The organism is Glutamicibacter sp. NPDC087831 (genome assembly GCF_044742845.1).
Lineage (GTDB): Bacteria > Actinomycetota > Actinomycetes > Actinomycetales > Micrococcaceae > Glutamicibacter.
Genome location: NZ_JBIUVH010000001.1, coordinates 535,386 through 556,471, shown reverse-complemented (window position 1 = coordinate 556,471; position 21,086 = coordinate 535,386). Strand labels below are relative to the sequence as shown.

Below are 21,086 nucleotides of genomic sequence, written 5' to 3'. Positions count from 1 at the left end.
TCCTGGTGTCTTAGCTCTGATTAAAGAAGGTTGCTTGCGCTTCGGACTGCTTGCGATCTTCACCGAGGACCTCAACGGTCGCTGGTGAGAGCAAGAAGACCTTGTTCGTGACTCGCTCAATGGAGCCGTGCAGGGCGAAAACAAGACCGGCCGAGAAGTCGACGAGGCGCTTGGCATCGGTTTCACCCATGTCGGTGACATTCATAATCACCGGGATGCCGTCACGGAAGTTCTCACCGATGATCTTGGCATCGTTATAAGAACGAGGGTGGACGGTAGTAATCTGACGCAATTCGGAATCCTCATCCCGTACTGAAGGGGCACGCTTAATAGGGGTGACCGGAGCACGGTATTCCGTCTCTGGTTCTCTAGCTTGTGTTTGCGGCGCAGCCTGCCTTGCAACAGGCTGTGGGCGTGGGGCTTCGGCAGGTCGCTTTGGAGCTGTGTCCTCGACTACCCGAACCTGGGTTTTGGGCTCAGCGTGTTGTGTCTGGGTCTCTTCCTGCTCGACGGCGTCCGCCAAGCCGAGATATACCATTGCCTTACGCAGTCCGTCAGCCACGATGTTTCTCCTCGTTTATCCCATGCATGCAACCCCATTGCACGCTTCCGCTACTTCGACGCTACCGCACAAAATAATGCAGGCATCGTTCATTCGATCAATTCTTGGCGGTGTGTCGCGCACGCCTACGCGGCGGTCCAGATGAGTCCGGCAAGTCGTCCTGCACGGCTTGAACGCCGGTAGGAATAGTAACTTTCGTCTTCCAAGGTGCAGACACCGGATTGCCGCACGTCCACCCCGAGGCCGCGCAGTTCTTGTTCGGCTGAGGCCGGAAGGTCCAGCCCATGGGTCCCCCAGCGAGTCGTGGTGCGAATCCCGGTGCGCAACTCTTCGGATTCCTGGGCCATGCTTTCTGGAACTTCATAGCATCGGCCGCAGATCGAAGGGCCGATCACGGCTTCCACTGTGTCGGCACCATGAGCCTTCAGGCCCTCGACCGTTTTTGCCAGGATCCCGTCGAGCAGCCCGCGCCGGCCGGCGTGGGTTGCGGCACTCAGGGTTTGCCCATCGCGCGTGTTTCTTCCGACAAAGAGCACCGGAAGGCAGTCGGCGACCATCACTGCCAGGGGCTGGGTGCCAGTTGGGTCCAGCAATCCATCGCAGGTTGGCGCTGCCGGCTCTAGCCACGAGGTGCGCCGCACCGGCGTGACCTCATATACATCGGCGGAGTGCACCTGGTTCATGAAGTTAAGCGAGAAGCGTCGAACCCCGATCAAGTCCTCCAATTTGGCTCGATTCTCCGCCACAAGGCGGGGATCGTCATTCACGTGCAGGGCGAGGTTTCCCTCAGCCTGCGATGTGAATGCCAGTTGGATGCTCGGATCGAGGTTCGACGCGAAATGTAGCACTGCTCAGCTTCTTGCTGTTTTTACTTCAGGAAGTCCGGGACATCCAGGTCGTCGTTCGAACCATTCAGGTCCGAGTCGACAACATCTGGAAGGTCCTGGAAGGAGCTAGCCTGCTCTGCGGCAGCTGGCTTCTCATGAGCAACCTGGGCTGGCTTCGCAGCTTCGGTTGCAGCAGGTGCTGGTGTTTCTGGAATGCTCGCTGGCACTTGCTCAGCCGGGCGCGCGGAGACAGCTGGCTTTGCTGCGACCGGTGCCATTGGCTTGCTGGTGACATCTGGCTCGTCGAAGCCGGCTGCAATCACGGTGACACGTGCTTCGTCGCCCAAGGCGTCGTCAATGACGGCACCGAAGATGATGTTGGCTTCCGGGTGGGCAACTTCCTGCACGAGGCGTGCAGCTTCGTTGATTTCGAACAAGCCGAGGTCGGAGCCGCCCTGGATGGAGAGCAGGACGCCGTGGGCGCCATCGATAGAAGCTTCGAGCAGTGGCGAGGCAATAGCCAGCTCCGCTGCCTTCACTGCACGGTCTTCGCCCCGCGCCGAACCGATGCCCATCAATGCCGAGCCTGCGCCCTGCATAACGGACTTCACGTCGGCGAAGTCGAGGTTGATCAGGCCCGAGGTAGTGATCAGGTCGGTAATGCCCTGCACGCCGGAGAGCAGAACCTGGTCTGCCTGGCGGAATGCATCGAGCACCGATACGTTGCGATCCGAGATCGACAGCAGTCGATCGTTCGGGATCACAATGAGGGTATCCACTTCGTCGCGCAGGGCTTCGATGCCCGACTCGGCGGAGTTAGCGCGGCGGCGACCCTCGAAGGTGAATGGACGGGTGACCACGCCGATGGTCAGCGCGCCAAGCGAGCGGGCAATGCGGGCCACGACCGGCGCGCCGCCGGTACCAGTACCGCCGCCTTCGCCAGCGGTCACGAAGACCATGTCCGCGCCGCGCAGGACGTCTTCGATTTCTTCTACATGATCTTCCGCTGCCTGGCGTCCCACATCAGGGTTGGCGCCAGCGCCCAGGCCACGAGTCAGTTCGCGTCCTACGTCGAGTTTGACGTCGGCATCACTCATAAGCAGAGCCTGGGCATCGGTGTTAATGGCGATGAACTCTACGCCCTTGAGACCGACTTCGATCATTCGATTGACTGCGTTTACACCGCCACCGCCGATTCCGACGACTTTAATGACCGCGAGGTAATTCTGTGGAGCTGCCACGTCCCGCTTCCCTTGTTAGATGTGCTACATATTTCACGACTCCAGCTAAAGACCTTCACCTTTAGCCTTAAGGTTAAGATTCTGTCAAGCTGTCGTTATTAGAAACGCTATGAGTCGTGTGGTCTTTCTGCAACGACCGCCTAGGCGTGTCGCTTATTCAAAACTATCTTTCCAGAATTTCTTGGCTTATTGGTCTTCCCGCGCCCAGAGCACCGCGACTTAATAGACCACGGGATTTTCTGGGTTGGTGACGTCGATGGTCGTCTTGGCCGCGTGCTTTTTCTCAAGCTCTTTCAAGAAGATCGTCGCCACTTCATTTTTCAGGGCCGCTTTCTTGGCGTCTCCCCAAATCAAAGTGCGGTTCTTCGGCAACGCCAGTTCGGCGAACCCTGCCTTGGACAAGGATGCCGTTGAGACTTCCTTGAGCACTTTCTTGTCAACGGTGCTCAAGATTCCGGTCAGCAGCTTGAACTGCTCCGGATCAGCAGTGACGTCGGTGGCCTTGATCTTGGGCAACTGGTCCTTGTCATTCTTGCCGACGGTGCGAAGCTTCTTGCCGGTCTCGGAGACCAGGTACTGCTTCTTGCCCTCCAGCAAGATGGCCACCGGCACAGCTTCGATTACCTCAACGACCAAGGTGTTGGGCATCTGGGCCTTGACCACGATTTCGTCGATGGCCGGCTGCTCGCCGATCAGCTCCTGGACCCTCGATTCAGAGATCCGCGGCAGCGGAACGCCCTTCAATGGTTCCAGGGACTTCCCCAGCTTCTCGGAATTGACCAGCTTGGTGCCGGTTACTTCGATCTTCTTGGCAGCGATCACCGGTGAGAAGCTCAAGATCAAAACCGCAGCGAGGCTGAGCACGACGATGCATGCCGTGAGAATAATCAGGATCTTGCGCCGTTTTTTCTCCGGGCTCTCCGGAAGTTCTACGACTTTTGCTGCTTCACCCATGGATCACCTTGGTAGACGGAAGTGGACCAACTGCGATGGCCTCGGACTCGGGACGGAATTCGTCAGCTCAGCGACTTGACGATGTCTGGGCCTAGCGCTGTGACATCGCCGGCGCCAATGGTCATGATGACATCGCCCGGCTCGGACTGCTCAACCACGTGCGCTACAGCGGCTGCCGGCGAAAGTACCTGGGCAGGAACCTCGATGCGCGATGCGATCAGTTCGCTGTCCACGCCATCGATAGGTTCTTCACGTGCCGGGTAGATATCCAGCACGGCCACCGAATCGGCCAGGGACAAGGCCTGGGCGAATTGGCGGAAGAACTCTTGGGTACGGCTGAACAGGTGCGGCTGGAAGACAATGTGCAGCCGGCCGTTGCCGGCCACCGTACGGCCGGCGGTCAGCGCTGCCTGCACCTCGGTCGGGTGGTGCGCGTAGTCGTCGTAGACACGGACCTCTGCGGCTTCACCCTTGAATTCGAATCGGCGAGCTGCCCCGGAGAAACTGGAGAGCGCCTGCAGCGCTTCGTCAACGTCCACACCTGCATCAATGCCGACAGACAATGCGGCGGCAGCATTAAGCAGGTTGTGCTGGCCGGGCACTGCCAGATCCAGGATGCGGCTTTGTCCGCTGCCCCATTCGATGGTTGCGGTGAAGCGGCCGTCTTCGGTGGCGCGGGCATCGGAAAGGCGGCGGTCGGCGTGATCGCTGAAGCCGTAGGTCTGCACGCGGATTTCCGGACGCTCTGCGCGCATCTTGTGCGCCAGATCGTTGGAACCCTCATCATCTGCACAGCAGATCAGCAAGCCGTCTGCCGGCAATAGCCTGGCGAAGTCCACGAAGGCCTGGTGCACTGCTTCAGCGGTACCGTAGTGATCCAGGTGGTCGGCTTCGACGTTGGTCACGATGATGGCATCCGGCCGGTAGTTGAGGAAGGAAGCGTCGGATTCGTCCGCTTCGGCCACGAAGTAGGATCCGGCCCCGAGCTCGGCGTTGGTGCCCAGGCTTGGAATATTCGCTCCCACGGCGAAGCTCGGACGCGCGCCAATGGTCTTGAGCATATGGGCGGTCAGCGAAGTGGTGGTGGTCTTGCCGTGAGTACCGGCGATGGCCACGATCTTCTCGTGGCCGCGCATGGTAGCTTCCAGGCCTTCGGAGCGGTGCAAGATTCGCAGTCCGCGGCGCAGGGCTTCGTCATATTCCGGGTTTCCGGCCTTGATGATCGAGGAGATCACCACGGTGTCGGCGTCGCCGAGGTTCGCTGGGTCGTAGCCTACGTGGATTCGCGCGCCGCGCTCACGCAAGCCATCGAGCACCGGGAGATCCTTGGCATCGGTGCCGGAGACAGCCAGGCCGTAGTCGAGCAGCAGCCGTGCAACCGCTGATACGCCAACCCCGCCTACACCCATCAGGTGTACCTTGCCCAGATCGGCGTTCAGTTCGTCGGCTCGCAGTGCCATGGTTCTAGCCTTCCTGACCCGCACGGCGGCGGGTTGAAACTTCATCAATAATCCGTCGCGCCATGATCTGCGCGGCGTCGCGCTGCCCCAATGAGGCAGCGGCTTGAGACATCTTTTCAATTTTATGCTGATCGGTCAGCAGATTGATGACATTTTCGCTGATATAGGACTTTGTGAACTCCGCGTCGGAAACCAGGACGGCTCCCCCGGCAGCGACCAGTTCACGGGCGTTGAGCTTTTGCTCGCCGTTGCCGATGGGCAGCGGAACCAGTACCGAGGCCGTGCCAGCTACGGCCAGTTCGCAGACGGTGCCCGCGCCGGAGCGGCAGATCATCAAATCCGCGACGGCGTAGGCGTAGTCCATGCGGTCCACGTATTCGGTCTGGCTGTAGCCTTCATGGGACAGCAGATTGCCCGAGGCGTCCAGAATCTGCTTTCCGCGTCCGGTGATGTGGATAGTGTGGATGCCAGCTGCGTTCAGCTCGTCCAGGGACTGCTCGATGGCGGTATTGATGCTCTGCGCTCCGGAGGATCCACCGGTGACCAGAAGTACCGGCTTCTGCCCGGTGATACCGAAGTACCCGCGTGCTTCGCCTCGCAGCGCGGCTTTGTCCATGGTGGCAACGTTGGAGCGCATCGGCATGCCCACCTGCATCTCACCGGGCAGCCCGGTGTTGGCGAAAGTGGTTCCGACGAATGCCGCGTTCTTTGCCCCGAGCTTGTTGGCCATGCCGGCAACGGAGTTGGCCTCATGCACGAAGATCGGCAGCTTCAGCTGCTTCGCGGCAAGATATGCCGGGGTGCAGACATAACCGCCGACGCCCAGGACGGCCTCGGCCTTGGTAGTGCGCAGAACGTTCTTGGCGTTGTTAATGGCCTTGATGAAACGGAAAGGGAACTTGAGCAGATCCACGTTGATGCTGCGTGGCATCGGGGCCTTGGGGATGAGTTCGAGCGGGTAGCCGGCTTCCGGCACCAGCTTGGTTTCCAGGCCACCGGGAGAACCCAGTGCTGTGACCATTGCTTCGGGATGCTCGGCCTTCACGGCATCAGCTATGGCCAGCATGGGCGAGATATGGCCGGCAGTTCCGCCGCCGGCGACGACTAGACGAAGTGCTTCGCTCATCTGTTGCTGTACTCCTTCGTCCTGCCAATGGGCAGGATCAACGTCCACCGCAGATTCAGCGATGGGCCTCTGCTTCTGATAGCGGCCGCTAGCGGCGCACTATTTGGTTTTCTTGCTCTTTGCCGGTTTCTTTTCCAGCGTTGCTTCGAATTCAAGTTTTTGCGCCCGGGCCGAGGAGAGGACATAGCCCATTGCCAGCATGATGGCGAGCATCGCCGAGCCGCCGGAGGAAATGAACGGCAGCGGAACACCGATCACGGGAAGTACGCCGGTGACGGTACCCAGATTCACGAAGGTCTGGCCGATGACCCAGGACATCAGGCAACCCATGAGCACCTTGGTGTACAAGTCCTTGGCGCGTGCTGCAATGCGATACATCGCCAAGGCCAGCAGCATGAACATGACCAGGACGAACAGCACGCCGATCAGGCCGAACTCTTCACCCAGGATGGAGAAGATGAAGTCGTTCTGCGCCTCAGGCACATAGGACCACTTCATGCGGGACTGGCCTGCGCCCACACCGAACCAGCCGCCGGAGGCGAAGGCGTGAAGGCCCATGCTGGCCTGGTAGCAAAGGTCGCTGCTCGGGCCGCAATCGGTATCAAGCCAAGCGACGATGCGCTGGCGGCGGTTGGAGGAAGCGAAGATCGCCACGGACAGGCCCAGGACACCGACCACCGAAAACGCCGCCAGCCACTTCATCCGGATGCCGCCCAAGAACATCGCCGAGGCAATGATCATCAACAAGACCAGCGCTGTACCTACGTCCTTGCCGACCACGATGAGGCCAACAATGAAGACCCCCACCGGGGCAACCACTGGGACGACCAAATGCTTGATGTCGTGCAGCAGATGCTGCTTCTTTTCCAGCATGAACGCGGCAAAAACAGACAACGCCAGTTTGGCGAACTCGCTGGGCTGCAGGCCGAAGCCGCCGATGCGGATCCAGTTTCGGTTGCCGAGCACCGTATGGCCCAATGGCGTGAACGCCACGAGGAACAACAGGACCACTGCCGCAATAACGGAAGGCCAGGCCAGCCGCTTCAGCGTTTCCGGCTTGATCCGCTGCATGACCAGCATGCAGAGAATACCCAAGGCGGCAAAGCCACCCTGGGACAGCGCCACGGTGAAACCGTCCCTGCCCTTCGCGATCGCTTCAACCGACGCCGATGACTGGACCATGACCACACCGAAAACGGCCAGCACGATGGAGCCCACGAGCACCAGCCAGTAGTCCGTGGAGGCCATGCGGCCGCTGGAGTTCTCGACGGTTCCGAGCATCCTGCCGAATCTCGCGTACCAAGGGAGTTCGGCTTTGGAACCTGCTGGCTTCTTGTTCATTTTCATCGCCATCGGTGCCTCCTGCCTCGGTGTCGTTTATTCGGTCAGCTTTCGATTACTGGTCTTCGCCAGTTTTATCCATCAGATCACTGACGGCAGCGATAAATGCGTTGCCACGCTGGGCGTAGGAACTGAATTGGTCCATCGAGGCCGCGGCGGGAGCCATGAGCACGGTATCCCCTGCTTCGGCTACTTCGGCAGCCTTGGAGACCGCACGCGTCATGACCTGGGCGCCGCTTGGAACCGAACCGTCACCGCCCTGCGCTGCCCCAGTGATGTCGATGACTTCAACCTCTGGCGCGTGGGCAGCGAGTGCTTGGCGCAAACCGGCGGTGTCGGTGCCGATGAGCAAGACCTTGGCCAGGCGCTGCGCGTGCTTGGCGATCAAGTCGCCGTATTCCACGCCCTTGGACAAGCCACCGGCAATCCAGACCACACGGGTGAATGCAGCCAACGAAGCATCGGCCGCATGCGGATTAGTGGCCTTGGAATCATTGATCCACAGGATGTCGTTCTTGCGGGCGACGGCCTGGATCCGGTGATCGCCGGAGTCGAAGTTCGCCAAACCCGCAGCGACAGCTTCTGCATTCACTCCGTACGCGCGGGTCAGCGCCGCCGCGGCAGCCGCGTTCGCGGCGGTGTGGCGCGGAACAATCTCGCCGATGTCCTTCAGGGCGATCAGTTCCACGGCACTGGTCTTGCGCTCTTCGATGAAGGCGCGGTCCACCAGCAGGCCTTCGACAACACCCACCATCGATACTGCTGGGGTATCGGTGGTGAAGCCGATAGCACGGCAGCCTTCGATGACTTCAGCGTTTTCCACCATGGTGATGGTGCGCTCATCGGCGGCGTTGAAGATCGCTGCTACCTGGGTGCGTTCGTAGATCTTGGCCTTGGCGGCCTTGTAGTTGTCGAAGCCGCCATGCCAGTCCACGTGGTCTTCGGCCAGGTTCAAGACCACCGAGGCAAGCGGAGAAATGCTATGCGTGTAGTGCAGCTGGAAGCTGGAGAGCTCGACGGCGAATACGTCATAGTCCACCGGTTCGCGTACGGCATCCAGGATCGGGGTGCCGACGTTGCCGACGGCGATGGCCTTCAGCCCATCGGCGCGCAGGATCGCCTCGGTCATGCCCACAGTGGTGGTCTTGCCGTTGGTGCCGGTAATCGCCAGCCACTGTGGTGCTGTGTGGCCGGCACGGTTCTGCACGCGCCAAGCCAGCTCGATATCGCTCCAGATCTCGATGCCCTCGGACTCGGCCTCTGCGATGACCGGATTACGGGGATTCCAGCCTGGGGAAACCATGACCAGCTGGGCCAGCTTGCCATCGACCAACGGCAGGGCTTGTACGTTCCCGTCGCCCAGCAGCACCTCATGGGCCCCGACGATCTTCAGCGTCTCGGCACGTTGCTGGTTCAGCTGGTCATCGCGGCCGTCGATGACGGTGACGATGGCACCCAGCTCGATGAGGGTGTCGGCCGCAGAGAATCCGGAGAGTCCCAGTCCGGCGACGACTACGCGCAGGCCTTTCCAATCAGCATCCCAGCTGGTTAGCGAGTCAAGAGATTTGCCAGCGTCTACGCTCACAGTGCGACAACCCATTCAGAGTAGAAGAGACCCAGGCCCGCGGCCACGAACAGGCCGGCAAGGATCCAGAATCGGATAACAACGTTTTCTTCGGACCAGCCCGAAAGCTCGAAGTGGTGCTGCAGCGGCGCCATCTTGAACACGCGCTTGCCGCCCGAGAGCTTGAAGTAGCCCACCTGGATGATCACCGACAGGGAGATGATCACGAACAGGCCGGCAATTACCACCAGCAGCAGCTGGGTGCGCGAGAGGATCGCGAAGGCAGCCACGGCGCCGCCGATGGCCAGCGATCCGGTGTCGCCCATGAAGATCTTCGCCGGCTTGGCGTTGAACCAGAGGAAGGCGATCAGCGCACCGGAGAGGGTGGCCCCCAGCAGGGCCAGGTCCTGCGGGTCGCGTACCGAGTAGCAGACGTCCAGCGAGTCCATGTTGCTGCAGGCCTGGTTCTGCTGCCAGATGCCCATCAGGGTGTAGGCGCCGAAGACCATGATCGAGGCACCGGTAGCCAGTCCGTCCAGGCCATCGGTCAAGTTCACGCCGTTGGTAGCACCGGTAACGATGAAGTTCGCCCAGAGCACGAACAGGATCATGCCCAGCATCGGGCCTGCGAAGGCCAGGTCGATGTTGGTGTCGCGCAGGAAGGAGATCGCGGTAGAGCCCGGAGTCAGGCCCTGGTCATTGGGGAACTGCAAGGCCAGCACGGCGAAGCTGATGCCGAAGAATGCCTGCAGGACAATCTTCTGCCAGGCGCGCAAGCCCAATGAGCGCTTCTTGAAGATCTTGATGAAGTCATCGAGGAAGCCGACCAGTCCCATGCCGCCGAAGAGCATCAGGACCAGCATTCCGCTGGCGGTAATTCCCGAAGAAGTGCGTCCCATGAGCGAAAGGATGCCATGGGTGGCGAAGTACGCCACGAACACGGCCAGGACGAAGACCACTCCGCCCATGGTCGGGGTGCCGGACTTGATGGCGTGCGAGTTCGGCCCGTCGTCGCGCACGACCTGCCCGTATTGCTTCTTGGTGAGCAGGCGGATGTACAGCGGCATGGCCACCATGGTCAGCACGAGGGCAATGCCGGCCCCCAGAATCAATGCGATCATGCGTTGTCGCCTTCCTTCGCGAATGCTGCAATGTCGTCGCCGAGGAAGCGTAGACCGGCCCCGTTAGAGGACTTGAACAAGGCGATGTCGCCTGGCTGAAGCTGCTCTTGCAGCAGCGCGCGAGCCTCATCTACGTCTTCAACGTAGAAGGCCTCGTCGCCCCAGCTGCCTTCGAGCACAGCGGAGTTGTAGGCGGGCTTTGCGCCACGGCCTACCACTACAAGTTTCTTGATGTTCATGCGAACTGCCATGCGGCCCAGCAGGTCGTGCTGGTGGATGCTGTCATCGCCCAGTTCCAGCATTTCGCCCAGGACTGCCCAAGTGCGTCGGCCCGGTGCGCCGTCGGCGCCCAGGCCCAATTCGGCCAGGGTCACCAGCGCAGCGCGCATTGATTCAGGGTTCGCGTTGTACGCGTCGTTGATGATGCTCACGCCGTCAGCGCGCTCGATGCGCTCCATGCGCCAGCGGCTGCCGGCAGCGCGGCCTTCCAGGCCTGCGGCGATCAATTCCGGGGCGATATCCAGGGCCAGTGCAGCGTTGGCCGCGGCGAGGATATTCGAGACGTGATGGCGTCCCAGGAGGCCCGAGGTGATGCGCTTGCTGTAGCCGCCAGGGAATTCAAGAGTGAGTTCTGGCTGCCCGTGGGAATTCACAACAACGTCGGTGGCCCAGACCCCAGCGTTTTCCGGCTTGTTCTTTCCGGTGCCGAAGAAGCGCACGGCTCCCCCGGAACGCAAGTCCATGCGTGCCACGCGGGGGTCTTCAGCATTCAAGATGGCCGTGCCATCGGCTGGCAGGGCTTCAACGAGTTCGCCCTTGGCCTTCTCGATGTTCTCCACCCCGCCGAATTCGCCGGCATGGGCGGTACCGACGCACAACACGACACCGACCTGCGGGTGCACCATATCTGTCAGGTACGTCAGGTGGCCAATGCCGGTGGCCCCCATCTCGATGACAAAGTACTTGGTCTCTTCGGTGGCGCTGAATACCGTCAGCGGGACGCCGACTTCGCCATTGTACGAGCCGATTGGCGACACGGTCGGCGCCACTTGCGACAGAATACCGGCGAGCAGGTCCTTGGTGGTGGTCTTGCCGGCCGAACCGGTGATTCCCACGACCTTGGCGTCGTTCTTTTCCTTGAGAAGCGCAACGATGTGCGCGGCAATTTTGCCCATTGCTTCTACCGCGTCTTCAATGATGATCGCCGGGTGTTCCCTGCGGTCTTCATCGTGGGTAATGCGTTCAGCTAGGGCCAGCACTGCGCCGGCGGCGCGTGCACGGTCGATAAAGGCGTGCCCGTCGGAGAGTTCTCCGGGCTTGGCGACGAATAAGGCACCCGGGACGACTTCGCGCGAGTCAGTGGTCACGGAAGTGATCACCGTGTCGGAGGCGGCTGTAGCAGTCGCTTTTCCGCCGGTGATTTCCAGCAGGTCGGTCAGAGACAGTTCAATCATGGCAATAAGGACTTTACACTTGAGCGGTGGCGATAGTGGACTTGTACGTTCTAGGAATTGGTCACAAATCCATGAAGATTCAGTGCTTTCGCTAGTTCCACTCGATCATCCAGTTCCACGTCAATTCCCGCGACGTCTTGGCTGACTTCATGTCCCCGCCCGGCCACGAGAATCGCGTCGTTGGCTTCGGCCAAACTCACAGCGAACTCTACGGCTTTGGCGCGTGGCGCGATGTTGTGAAGCTGCACCTGCGGACGCTCGGAATCGAGAACTTGCTGTGCTCCGGCGGCAACCTGGGCGCGGATCGGAGCCGGGTCTTCGCTGTGCGGGTCGTCGTCGGTCACAATGACGATATCCGCGTGGCGGGCTGCCACCGCTCCCATATCCGGGCGCTTGGTCTTATCGCGCTCTCCGGTGGCGCCGAAGACGACGATCCGGCGTCCCTGCTCCCCCGGACGGATGGAATCCAAAGCCTTTGCCAGTGCATCCGAATTATGGGCGAAATCGACTACGGCTACCGGAGATTCGGCTACGACCTGCATCCGCCCTGGAACGGCGACCGACAGCGGATCCTTGGAGTCCAAGGCCTGCTGCAGGGCTTCGAGGTCCGCACCGCCGGCCAGCACCATCAAGGCCGCCAGTGCTCCGTTGGCGACGTTGAACATGCCTGGAAGCAGGGTCCGGGTCCGCAGCTGGCGTCCATCCCGGTGCACCAGGGTGAAACTGTGGCCCAATCCGCAGTGCGCCAGTTCGGCAACCCTCCAGTGCGCCGAAGGGTGTTCGCCGTCGAGGCTCAGGGTCTCGGTAGGCACCAGGGCGCGCTCGGCCAGGCGCTGGCCGTATTCATCGTCTACCATGACCACTGCGCGCTCGGAGCGTTCCGCGGTGAATAGTTCGGCCTTGGTTTCGAAGTACTCGTCCATCGTGCCGTGCAGGTCCAAGTGGTCCTGGGTCAGGTTGGTGTAACCGGAAACGGCAAAGCGCAGGGCATCAACGCGGCCATAGCTCAGCGAGTGGCTGGATACCTCCATGGCCACCGACGTGACTTCCTGCTGCGCCATGCGCGAGAGCACGCCGTGCAGCTGGGTGGACTCCGGGGTGGTCAGCACGCTGGGGATGATCTGCCCGCGGGCGGACATCTCAATCGTGCCGATCAGGCCGGTTTCTTCACCCAGCGCATCCAGGATCGCGCGGATCATGAAGGTTGTGGTGGTCTTGCCGTTGGTGCCGGTGACAGCGAACAGCTTCGGGCTGCGCTGGTCGGTTCCGTAGACGCTCTGCGCGATCACGGCTGCGGATTTGCGTACATCTGCAACGACGGCCACCGGGATCGAGAGGTCATCGCTGAGGAATTCGAGTCCTGCAGTATCGGTGATCAGTGCGACAGCACCGTTGCCGATGGCGGTTTCCACGAATTCGGCACCGTGGCGCTTGGCGCCGGAAATACCCAGGAAGACGTCACCGCTCTGTACGATCTGCGGGTTGAGGCTGACGCCGAGGATTTGCGGAGCGGCATTGAGCAGCGCTCCAGTTCGCACCGCGCCAGCTGTGCCGCAGAGCTGGTCGAAGCCAAGACCGGCGATGCTCTCTGGGCGTAGGTACCGTTCTAGCTCACGCGGAGTGTCGGGGTTCTGGACTACCAAGATTTCTTCTGATCCTCACCTACAAAGACGTCATACGCCTCTGACTTTGTCGTGCTCGGTGGCACATTGAATGTGTTGAGAGTATGGCTCATAACATCGGTAAACGTGTCAGCTACCGAGAAGTCTTTCCAGTTGCCCTTTGGCCTGTACATGGTTGCCACGACGACGAACTGCGGATCTTCCAAGGGAGCGACACCTGCAAAGGAATAAGTATATCCGTCATAGCCCTTGGCGCTTGCCGCCTGGCCTGTACCGGTCTTGCCGCCCACGCGGTACCCGGGAATGCGCTCCTTGTAGCCGGTACCGTCGTCAACGACCGATTCCATGAGCTTGAGCATTTCGTCAGCGGTGCTTTTCTTGACCACGCGCTTCTTTTCCGGTGCGGGGATCTTGGTGATGGTACCGTCTTCGTTGCGGTAGCCCTCAATCAGGCTTGGCGAAAGGCGAACGCCGCCGTTGGCCAAGGACTGGAAAATTGAAGCGGTGTGCAGCACGGTCTGCGAATAGCCCTGGCCGAACATGGTGGTGTACTGCTGGCGGCGGTCCCAATTATCGGGATGCGCCAATTGGCCAGCGCTAGCGCCATTCAAGCCGACGCGGATGGGCGAACCCAATCCGAAGGCACGCATGTAGTCGTAACGGGTCTGCTTGCTCATGGTATTTCCGACCATCACGGTGCCGGTGTTGTAGGAACGGGCGAAGATGCCCGAGACCGTCATGTCGTACGTTGGGTGTTCCAACGAGTCATTGATGGTTTCCTTGGTGAACGTCTTCTTATTCGGCACACGCATCTCGGTCAGCGGATCCACTCCGCCCTGGTCGATGGCCGCCGCGAAGATCGCGGCCTTGCCGGTGGAACCTGGCTCGAAAGCACGGGTGATGGAGGTGGAGCGGCGGAACTCCGGCTTGGTAGCGCCTGGATCATTCGGGTCCAATTCAGCGGAGTCGCCGATGGCGAGGATCTTGCCGGTATCCGCTTTCATGACGACCACGGAAACCCACTCAGCGTTGAACTGAGCTTGCTTCTTTTCTGCTGCACGCTGGGCAACGTAGTTGATGTCGGAGTCGATGGTCAGGATGACGTCCTGGCCATCGACTGCAGGGGTTTCTTCGACCTCGGTGACGGGAATGCGCACGCCATCGGCGCTGATCTCGAACTTGCGGCTGCCGGCCGTGCCGGCCAGGTGTTCCTCCTGGCTCAGTTCCAGGCCTTCGGCTCCCACCACGGCTGTTTGGTCTTCGGAGTTGCGCACGAACCCCAGCAGTGGTCCTGCAATTACGCCTTGCGGGTACTGGCGTTCGCTGCGCAGCAATGAGGCAAGTCGCGGAATACCGATTTCGAGGACTTCGTTGCGTACTTCCGGGGTCACGCTCTTGGCGAGCATGACGTACCCTTTGGGCTTGGCATCGCCCTGCGGGCGAACCTTCGTGGCAAGTTCCTCACGGTCCTGGTCAAGGGTATCGGCTAGTTCGTCAATGGCTTGGTCCCACGTGATGCGTTCCTGGCCATTGGTTCCATCCCGCTTCGCACGGCGAATGTTCTCACCCTGCTCGCGCTGGTCGATGACCAGATCATAGCGGTCTACTGAGACGGCGAGGGTGGTGCCATTGCGGTCTTCGATGGATCCTCGATTTGGCGCAATGTTTTCAACGCGTTCGCGGTTTTCCTGTGCAGCGTTGGCAATGGTTGCCGAGTTGATGCCCTGGACCCAGACCAGCCGGCCCAGGATCACCAGCAGCAAAACCACGGAGAGGAGCAGCACAAAGCGCATTCGCTTTTTCGCAGTGTCGATTGCCGTCGAGCTCACAAAAGAACCTAACTTTCCCTCAGCGTGGTTTTCCAGCAGCGTAGGCCACCTGTATCTAGCTTAGAAAGGGCTAACTACTCTGCTGGGGATTTGATGCTTGGTGCAGGGATCGTGCCCCCGTTAAGCTCAGCGTCATTGAACACTGGGCGGCCATCACTGGCAACTTCACGTTCAGCTTTCTCCGGCTTCACCTCTGGTTCCTTGGAACCTTCAGTGGCACCGGACTCCTTCTGTGAATCTGCTGAGGCTTTACCCACAGTGGTCTTCGGCGTGTTTGATGCGTTGGCTTCAGTTTTGCTTTCACCCTTGCGGATGCTGTCGCCCGGCAGCGGAATAGTTCCGTATTCCTGCTTGCTGTTCTTTGCCTTGACCGCCTTCTCAGCGTCTTGGGCAACCTTGCCCTCAGACAGGCTGATCAGCCCTGGAGCACCTGGCGAAACCAAACCGAGGTCCTTTGCCTTGGCGGCCAGTGCCTGTGGCGCCGCCAACGACTGGGCCTCCTTCAGCAGTGCCTGATTCTCTTGGGAAAGCGCACGCTCTTGCGAACGCAAGTTCACGATGTCGTACTGCCGCTGAGCTACAGAAGTATTGAGCAGCACCAGCGTAACAATCACGCTGAATGCCAAGACAACGAGCACCGCAGACATGGTGAACATGGAGCGCTTGCTGGTTTCGTTCATCTTAGGAACCAACGAAAGAGTTACGCGCTGACGCGAATCGCCTTTAGGCAGGTTGCTAGCTGGGACGGGCTCGGGTCGCATTGCACGCGCAGTATTACCGTCGACAACAGGCTGGTTGTTCACGGCTGCGGTCTTCTGCACGCGGCGCTGGGCTCGTTGGCTCATGCTAGCTCCTCTTCAACACTCGTTCCACAGCTCGCAAGCGGGCTGAGGCTGCACGTGAATTTTCTGCTATTTCGTGGTCGCTTGGCTTCTCGGTGCCCTTGGTGAGCACCTTGTATTCAGCTTTGTGTTCGTCCAGCTCCACCGGGAATCCCGGAGGGGCCGACGAGGTAGATCCATGGACGAAGTGCCGCTTGGTGATTTTGTCTTCCAAGGAGTGGTAACTCATCACGACGACTCTTCCGCCGACGTTCAAAGCTCCCATTGCCGCCGGGATCGCACGTTCCAAGACGTCAAGTTCCTCATTCACTGCAATACGCAATGCTTGGAAGGTCCTCTTGGCCGGGTGTCCATGGTTTCGAGCAGCCGCCGCGGGCACAACGCTGCGGATCACTTCAACTAGTTCAGCAGTGGTAGTGATGCGGCTCTTGGCGCGTGCCTCGACGATTGCCGTCGAGATGCGTCCAGCAAACTTCTCTTCGCCCCACTGTCGAATAATTCGAAGCAGTTCGTCGCGTTCCAAGTCGTTGACCAGGTCCTCGGCAGTTGGGCCAACAGAGGTGTCCATGCGCATATCCAGCGGTGCATCATACGAATAGGCGAAACCCCGTTCACGCTCATCGAGCTGCAGCGAGGAAACGCCAAGGTCGAACAGAACGCCGTCGACCCCCGGGAACCCAAGATCTTCCACGACATCCGCAATTTCGTCATACACCGCGTGCACGAGGTCGATGCGGTCCTGGAACGGGGCGAGTCGTGCACCGGCAAGTTCGTGAGCCTGCTCGTCACGGTCTAGACCGATCAGGTGCAAGTTGTCGAACCGCTTGAGGATGGCTTCGGAGTGCCCACCCATCCCGAGGGTGCAGTCAACCACAATTGCCCGACGGCCTTCAGCATTGGCTCGCTCAATACCTGGAGCTAGCAAATTAACGCATCGGTCCAGAAGTACTGGAACGTGGCGTTCGGATGCTGGTCGCTGGGAATCCTGATTTGGCACTGCGCCCCCTTTCGCTTTCGATCTGCTGTTGAGATCAGATCCCCCTCCAACCAAGTGGCGATCCAACCTTCTGGCTCCGGGGAAGTGAAGCCAGACGATTTTCTACCCCAAGGTGGCTGGAGATCTCATCTCAACAAACGTGGTGTTTTGTCGGTGTAGGGCACAAAGCCCTAATCTTCGTCAGTATCGGAGAACACGTCTTCTTGTTCATCCAAGTACTGCTGCCATGCGGTCGAATCCCAGATTTCAATACGGTTGCCCGCACCGATAACTGTGACCTCCCGATCAAGGCCTCCATAAGTGCGCAGCACTTGCGGAATCGTTACGCGCCCCTGCTTATCTGGAACTTCATCCGAGGCCCCTGAGAGGAACACACGCGCATAGTCGCGTGCTCGCCGGGAGGTCAAGGATGCCTGCGCCAGCTGCTCGTGCTGCTTCTCAAATTCCCGCTGGCTGAAAACGTATATGCAACGCTCTTGGCCGCGAGTGAGAACCAGCCCATAGGACAGCTCATCTCGATATTTAGCTGGAAGAATCAACCGACCTTTTTCATCAAGACGCGGTGTGTAAGTTCCAAGGAACATGCACACCACCTTTCCCGTGAAGTGGCCAGAAGCCCCATTCTTCTCTACTTGCCTCCACTTTACTCCACAACCCTCCACTGTCAATGCAATTTCAGTGGTTTCGCGAGGGTCTGGACTTAAAAAACACCTGAATCTAGCGGATGCTCAGCCTATGTTCAGGTGGAGGGATGGGAATCGTCCAGCTGCATGATCCAGTATTTTTCAGAGATTCCACACGCAAATCCGCGGAATATTGCTATTTTTAGGCGCGGTGGTGGGAAGTGGAGGAACCTGGGGAGGGAAGTGGGGGCCTGCCTGACCGGCGAGGTGGACGTGAACCTTGGAATCTGCAGAGAATTCAAGATCACTTGCAAAGTCGCGCGGCCTTCAGATAGGCGCACCGAATATCCAGGACATCCAACTTCCCGAATTGAATGAAACCCATGCGCCCCGGCATGAGGTGCACGGTGACCGTAGGGATGTGAGAAGCGGGGCTTAAACAGAAAAGAGGTGCAACCCTAGGGGTCACACCTCAATATCAATGCAGATCAGCTATCGGACTGATCACGCTTTCGCTGGTTCCATTTTTCTTCCAGGCCGGAAAGGAACTGCGAATTGTTCTTGGCTGCAGATTTTGATCCCGTTCCGTTGGACGGACCAATTTTTCCAGTAGCCGATTTAGTCAGGGCAAGCAGTACACCCGCGAACATCACCGCAAAGCCGAGAACGCCTACGATGATGATGTGCTGCGAGATTCCAAAGATGAGTCCCGCTAGGCCGACGATTACCAGCAAGATACCCAGAGCAATATTGCGGGTCGACAAACGTCCCGTGCCCGATGGGCCTTTCATGCTCGAAGCGAAGCGACGGTCTTCATGCAGCTGCTTTTCCAACTGCTCCAACAAACGCTGCTCGTGTTCCGATAGCGGCATCGTCTTCTCCTTCCAAAGGCAATCTCGACGGTCGTCCACCGTCTTCAAGTTCAACGTCGGGTCGAAGGGAAAAGTTCCCTGGATTCGATCGAACTTAATTCAAGGATAGTCTCTTTTGCACCCGCCCTGCTAGTTGATCTTCCCCACTGTCCAGATATCCATACGTTCTACACAGAATGTGTTTATTCCTTGGGGCGCAGAAAACGTGCTGGGGTCACGATGGACTGCGGGAATCTCTGTCCGATCTGGTCAGCGATGCGTTCCGCTTCTCGGGCTTTCTCTTCGCGGGGGTCCAAGCTAAATTGCAGACCCAACTCGTAATCTTGCAACCGTTCAGCTTTCACCCCGATCAGCCGGACCGGTTGCGGCATAGGGGTCAATTTTCGCAGAAGGGCCAGCGCGGACTCGCTAATTTTCGTTGAAGAATCTGTCGCAGCTGCGAGCGCCTTCGAACGCGTAATTCCAGAAAAGTCCTTGTACTTGATCTTGAGCCCAACACCGTTGGCTGATTTGCCGTGCTGCCGCAGCCGTTGACCGACCTTATGGCTCAGCCGCAAAAGTTCGCCCTCAAGCACCTGGGGATCGGTGATATCCACCGCAAAGGTATGTTCCGATGAAATGCTCTTCTCATCCCGGCTAACCTCCACCGGACGGTTATCGATCCCCCGCGAGAGCAAATAAAGGGCGCGGCCGTGTTCCCCCAACCGGCTAATCAATCTTGCTTCTGGCTCGCCAGCGAGTTGCCCCACGGTCTCAATCCCCAAGGAGTGAAGCTGACTAGCGGTTCGTTTTCCCACGCCCCACATTTTCGACACGGGTAATTCGTGCAGGAATTCTTCGGTTCGCTCGGGCGCAACTACCGCCATGCCGTCAGGCTTGGCGTACGTCGAAGCGAGTTTCGCAACGAATTTATTCCTTGCAATGCCCACGCTGGCCGGCAGTCCCATTTCTTTGCGTATATATTCGCGGATCTGCTGAGCGATCTGCACTGGCCCGCCAAGCATGCGCATGCTTCCAGTAACGTCTAGGAACGCTTCGTCGACACTGACTTGCTCAACCAGAGGCGTCAATGTGCGGAAGTACGCCATGATCTGGGCCGAGGCTTGCGTGTACTTGTGATGGCTCGGCTCGATCACGGTAGCTTGCGGTAGCAGCGGGATGGCTTGGCTCATCGGCATAGCCGAATGGATCCCGCGAGCTCGGCAGTCATAAGACGCAGAGAGCACCACGCTCCGGCCTGAACGGTGGCCTACAATAACTGGCTTGCCTACTAGGTCAGGGCGGTCCCGCAGTTCCACTGAAACAAAGAAGGCGTCCATATCGACATGGAGGATTGCACGATCCACCATTTCAATTCCTCTCCCCTCGTTCGGCTGCACCACCAGCTTACTCGAATGTATATTCGGATTCCGTTCCCACCCCGCGTACTTTGGGTGCCTTCTTCGCCGGGCGGGAATCACCGGTAGAGTTGTTGCTAACCACTAGTTGTTTACCCGTAGAAATGATTTTGCATGTCGATGCCTGATTCTGTGCCGGACCTCAACACTGAAGCCCAGAGCTTGAGCCGTACCTACACTTCTGACGTTGCTCAGTTATTGGAAGAATTCCTGGCTGCGAAAAGCGTTGAAGTTGGTCAGATTACTAGCAGCGCCGTCGAAATCGTCAATGCGATCACGTCACTGACCCGTGGCGGCAAGCGGCTTCGCGCCCTGTTCGCTTTCTGGGGTTACCTCGGTGCAGGTGGTCGGCCCGATGAACGCGACATCGTCCAACTCGGGGTGGCCTTGGAACTCTTCCAAGGAGCCGCGCTGATTCATGACGACATCATCGACAATTCCGATACACGACGCGGTCAGCCGAGCGTTCACAAGCGCTTCGAGGCCCAGCACCGAGAACTTGGGCTTGCGGGGAGCGCAACGAGCTACGGCATGGCCAGCGCAATCCTTACCGGCGACCTATGCCTGTCGTTGAGCGAGGAAGTCTTCTCAGGTATTGCTTCCCTCAACGCTCGGGCGCGTACCATCTTCAATCAGATGCGCACCCAGGTGATGGCCGGGCAGTATCTTGATGTTCTAGAAGAGTCTGCGGGCCCCGCCTACGATCCGAAGGAAGCGGTCAAGCGAGCTCGCACTATCGTGCGCTTCAAGTCAGCCAAATACTCCACTGAAAACCCATTCTTGCTTGGCGGCGCGTTGGCCGGCGCCAGCGAGGCTCTTATGGAGCGCTACTCCGCATTCGCGCTTCCGCTGGGTGAGGCATTCCAGCTACGTGACGATGTTCTGGGCGTGTTTGGCGATCCAGCAGTCACAGGGAAGCCGACCGGCGGCGATTTGCAAGAAGGCAAGCGCACGGAATTGATTGCCCACGCCCTCTTGCTATCAACTTCTGACGAACAGGACTTCATTCAGAGTCGCCTCGGCGCAGTGGATCTCAGCGAAGAAGAAGTGTTGAGACTAAGCGGTATTCTGCGCGATAGCGGCGCCCTGGCGGCCACCGAGCAGAGCATTAGTGAGTTGACCACCCAATCAGATCTCGCCCTGAACGCATTGCACGTCACGCCCCTCGCCTTAGCGGGAATGCAGCAGCTCAGTGATGCAGTGACAAAGAGAAGTAAATAGCGATTCGTTACTAAGACATAACGAAAGGTCTCA

Annotated in this window: 18 protein-coding genes; 1 reads left to right on the top strand and 17 read right to left on the bottom strand. The window is 59.3% G+C overall.

Features of this window, described 5'->3' with window-relative positions; genetic code table 11:
- Nucleotides 1–10: 10 nt before the first annotated feature.
- The 17 genes from ACIOJF_RS02700 to dinB all read right to left on the bottom strand — a co-directional run bounded on the left by ACIOJF_RS02700 (nt 11) and on the right by dinB (nt 19,784).
- Nucleotides 11–562 (bottom strand): cell division protein SepF, encoded by a 552-nt coding sequence (locus ACIOJF_RS02700; protein WP_105656795.1) that lies wholly within the window; start codon nt 560–562, stop codon nt 11–13.
- 125 nt (nt 563–687) lie between these two features.
- Entirely contained in the window at nt 688–1,410 is a 723-nt protein-coding gene (locus ACIOJF_RS02695; protein WP_105661482.1) for a polyphenol oxidase family protein, read from the bottom strand.
- Nucleotides 1,411–1,430: 20 nt separating this feature from the next.
- Nucleotides 1,431–2,630 (bottom strand): cell division protein FtsZ, encoded by a 1,200-nt coding sequence (gene ftsZ, locus ACIOJF_RS02690; protein WP_105656797.1) that lies wholly within the window; start codon nt 2,628–2,630, stop codon nt 1,431–1,433.
- A gap of 219 nt (nt 2,631–2,849) precedes the next feature.
- A complete protein-coding gene (locus tag ACIOJF_RS02685; RefSeq protein ID WP_105656798.1) occupies nt 2,850–3,584 on the bottom strand; it encodes a cell division protein FtsQ/DivIB in 735 nt (244 codons plus the stop codon).
- A 62-nt stretch (nt 3,585–3,646) separates the two neighbouring features.
- Complete coding sequence (gene murC / locus ACIOJF_RS02680) at nt 3,647–5,044, bottom strand: UDP-N-acetylmuramate--L-alanine ligase (RefSeq protein WP_105661483.1); 1,398 nt, start codon at nt 5,042–5,044, stop codon at nt 3,647–3,649.
- Between the two features lie 4 nt (nt 5,045–5,048).
- Complete coding sequence (gene murG, locus ACIOJF_RS02675) at nt 5,049–6,170, bottom strand: undecaprenyldiphospho-muramoylpentapeptide beta-N-acetylglucosaminyltransferase (protein WP_105661484.1); 1,122 nt, start codon at nt 6,168–6,170, stop codon at nt 5,049–5,051.
- A gap of 99 nt (nt 6,171–6,269) precedes the next feature.
- A complete protein-coding gene (gene ftsW, locus ACIOJF_RS02670; RefSeq protein ID WP_402734768.1) occupies nt 6,270–7,523 on the bottom strand; it encodes a putative lipid II flippase FtsW in 1,254 nt (417 codons plus the stop codon).
- Nucleotides 7,524–7,566: 43 nt separating this feature from the next.
- Nucleotides 7,567–9,111: a UDP-N-acetylmuramoyl-L-alanine--D-glutamate ligase gene (murD, locus tag ACIOJF_RS02665; protein WP_105661486.1), complete on the bottom strand. Its 1,545-nt coding sequence runs from the start codon at nt 9,109–9,111 to the stop codon at nt 7,567–7,569.
- Entirely contained in the window at nt 9,093–10,196 is a 1,104-nt protein-coding gene (mraY, locus tag ACIOJF_RS02660) for a phospho-N-acetylmuramoyl-pentapeptide-transferase (protein WP_105656803.1), read from the bottom strand. Before mraY ends, murD begins: the two co-directional genes overlap by 19 nt.
- Entirely contained in the window at nt 10,193–11,650 is a 1,458-nt protein-coding gene (gene murF / locus ACIOJF_RS02655) for a UDP-N-acetylmuramoyl-tripeptide--D-alanyl-D-alanine ligase (RefSeq protein ID WP_105661487.1), read from the bottom strand. The genes mraY and murF overlap by 4 nt, the downstream gene beginning before the upstream one ends.
- A 50-nt stretch (nt 11,651–11,700) precedes the next feature.
- The gene (locus ACIOJF_RS02650) at nt 11,701–13,293 is read right to left on the bottom strand and encodes a UDP-N-acetylmuramoyl-L-alanyl-D-glutamate--2,6-diaminopimelate ligase (protein ID WP_105656805.1); all 1,593 of its coding nucleotides are present in this window, start codon (nt 13,291–13,293) and stop codon (nt 11,701–11,703) included.
- Nucleotides 13,287–15,101 (bottom strand): penicillin-binding protein 2, encoded by a 1,815-nt coding sequence (locus ACIOJF_RS02645; RefSeq protein WP_286134108.1) that lies wholly within the window; start codon nt 15,099–15,101, stop codon nt 13,287–13,289. Before ACIOJF_RS02645 ends, ACIOJF_RS02650 begins: the two co-directional genes overlap by 7 nt.
- A 74-nt stretch (nt 15,102–15,175) precedes the next feature.
- Nucleotides 15,176–15,946 (bottom strand): hypothetical protein, encoded by a 771-nt coding sequence (locus ACIOJF_RS02640; RefSeq protein ID WP_105656806.1) that lies wholly within the window; start codon nt 15,944–15,946, stop codon nt 15,176–15,178.
- A gap of 1 nt (nt 15,947) precedes the next feature.
- Entirely contained in the window at nt 15,948–16,940 is a 993-nt protein-coding gene (rsmH, locus tag ACIOJF_RS02635) for a 16S rRNA (cytosine(1402)-N(4))-methyltransferase RsmH (protein ID WP_181148802.1), read from the bottom strand.
- A 170-nt stretch (nt 16,941–17,110) separates the two neighbouring features.
- The gene (gene mraZ, locus ACIOJF_RS02630) at nt 17,111–17,524 is read right to left on the bottom strand and encodes a division/cell wall cluster transcriptional repressor MraZ (RefSeq protein WP_038990697.1); all 414 of its coding nucleotides are present in this window, start codon (nt 17,522–17,524) and stop codon (nt 17,111–17,113) included.
- Between the two features lie 527 nt (nt 17,525–18,051).
- Nucleotides 18,052–18,435, bottom strand: coding sequence for a DUF3040 domain-containing protein (locus ACIOJF_RS02625; protein WP_105656808.1), 384 nt, complete (start codon nt 18,433–18,435; stop codon nt 18,052–18,054).
- A gap of 182 nt (nt 18,436–18,617) precedes the next feature.
- Nucleotides 18,618–19,784 (bottom strand): DNA polymerase IV, encoded by a 1,167-nt coding sequence (dinB, locus tag ACIOJF_RS02620; protein ID WP_133834285.1) that lies wholly within the window; start codon nt 19,782–19,784, stop codon nt 18,618–18,620.
- Nucleotides 19,785–19,946: 162 nt separating this feature from the next.
- Here dinB and ACIOJF_RS02615 point away from each other — a divergent pair, with 162 nt between their 5' ends.
- Nucleotides 19,947–21,053, top strand: a complete 1,107-nt coding sequence (locus ACIOJF_RS02615) for a polyprenyl synthetase family protein (RefSeq protein ID WP_105656810.1) — start codon at nt 19,947–19,949, stop codon at nt 21,051–21,053.
- Nucleotides 21,054–21,086: the final 33 nt, after the last annotated feature.

What these genes read in the sequence shown, in the direction of transcription:
- murF (WP_105661487.1), bottom strand. Translation starts at nt 11,650, where the DNA reads ATGATTGAACTGTCTCTGACCGACCTGCTGGAAATCACCGGCGGAAAA.
- ACIOJF_RS02640 (WP_105656806.1), bottom strand. Translation starts at nt 15,946, where the DNA reads ATGAGCCAACGAGCCCAGCGCCGCGTGCAGAAGACCGCAGCCGTGAAC.
- dinB (WP_133834285.1), bottom strand. Translation starts at nt 19,784, where the DNA reads ATGGTGGATCGTGCAATCCTCCATGTCGATATGGACGCCTTCTTTGTT.
- murC (WP_105661483.1), bottom strand. Translation starts at nt 5,044, where the DNA reads ATGGCACTGCGAGCCGACGAACTGAACGCCGATCTGGGCAAGGTACAC.
- murG (WP_105661484.1), bottom strand. Translation starts at nt 6,170, where the DNA reads ATGAGCGAAGCACTTCGTCTAGTCGTCGCCGGCGGCGGAACTGCCGGC.
- mraZ (WP_038990697.1), bottom strand. Translation starts at nt 17,524, where the DNA reads ATGTTCCTTGGAACTTACACACCGCGTCTTGATGAAAAAGGTCGGTTG.
- ACIOJF_RS02685 (WP_105656798.1), bottom strand. Translation starts at nt 3,584, where the DNA reads ATGGGTGAAGCAGCAAAAGTCGTAGAACTTCCGGAGAGCCCGGAGAAA.
- ACIOJF_RS02615 (WP_105656810.1), top strand. Translation starts at nt 19,947, where the DNA reads ATGTCGATGCCTGATTCTGTGCCGGACCTCAACACTGAAGCCCAGAGC.
- ACIOJF_RS02625 (WP_105656808.1), bottom strand. Translation starts at nt 18,435, where the DNA reads ATGCCGCTATCGGAACACGAGCAGCGTTTGTTGGAGCAGTTGGAAAAG.
- murD (WP_105661486.1), bottom strand. Translation starts at nt 9,111, where the DNA reads ATGGGTTGTCGCACTGTGAGCGTAGACGCTGGCAAATCTCTTGACTCG.
- ftsW (WP_402734768.1), bottom strand. Translation starts at nt 7,523, where the DNA reads ATGGCGATGAAAATGAACAAGAAGCCAGCAGGTTCCAAAGCCGAACTC.
- mraY (WP_105656803.1), bottom strand. Translation starts at nt 10,196, where the DNA reads ATGATCGCATTGATTCTGGGGGCCGGCATTGCCCTCGTGCTGACCATG.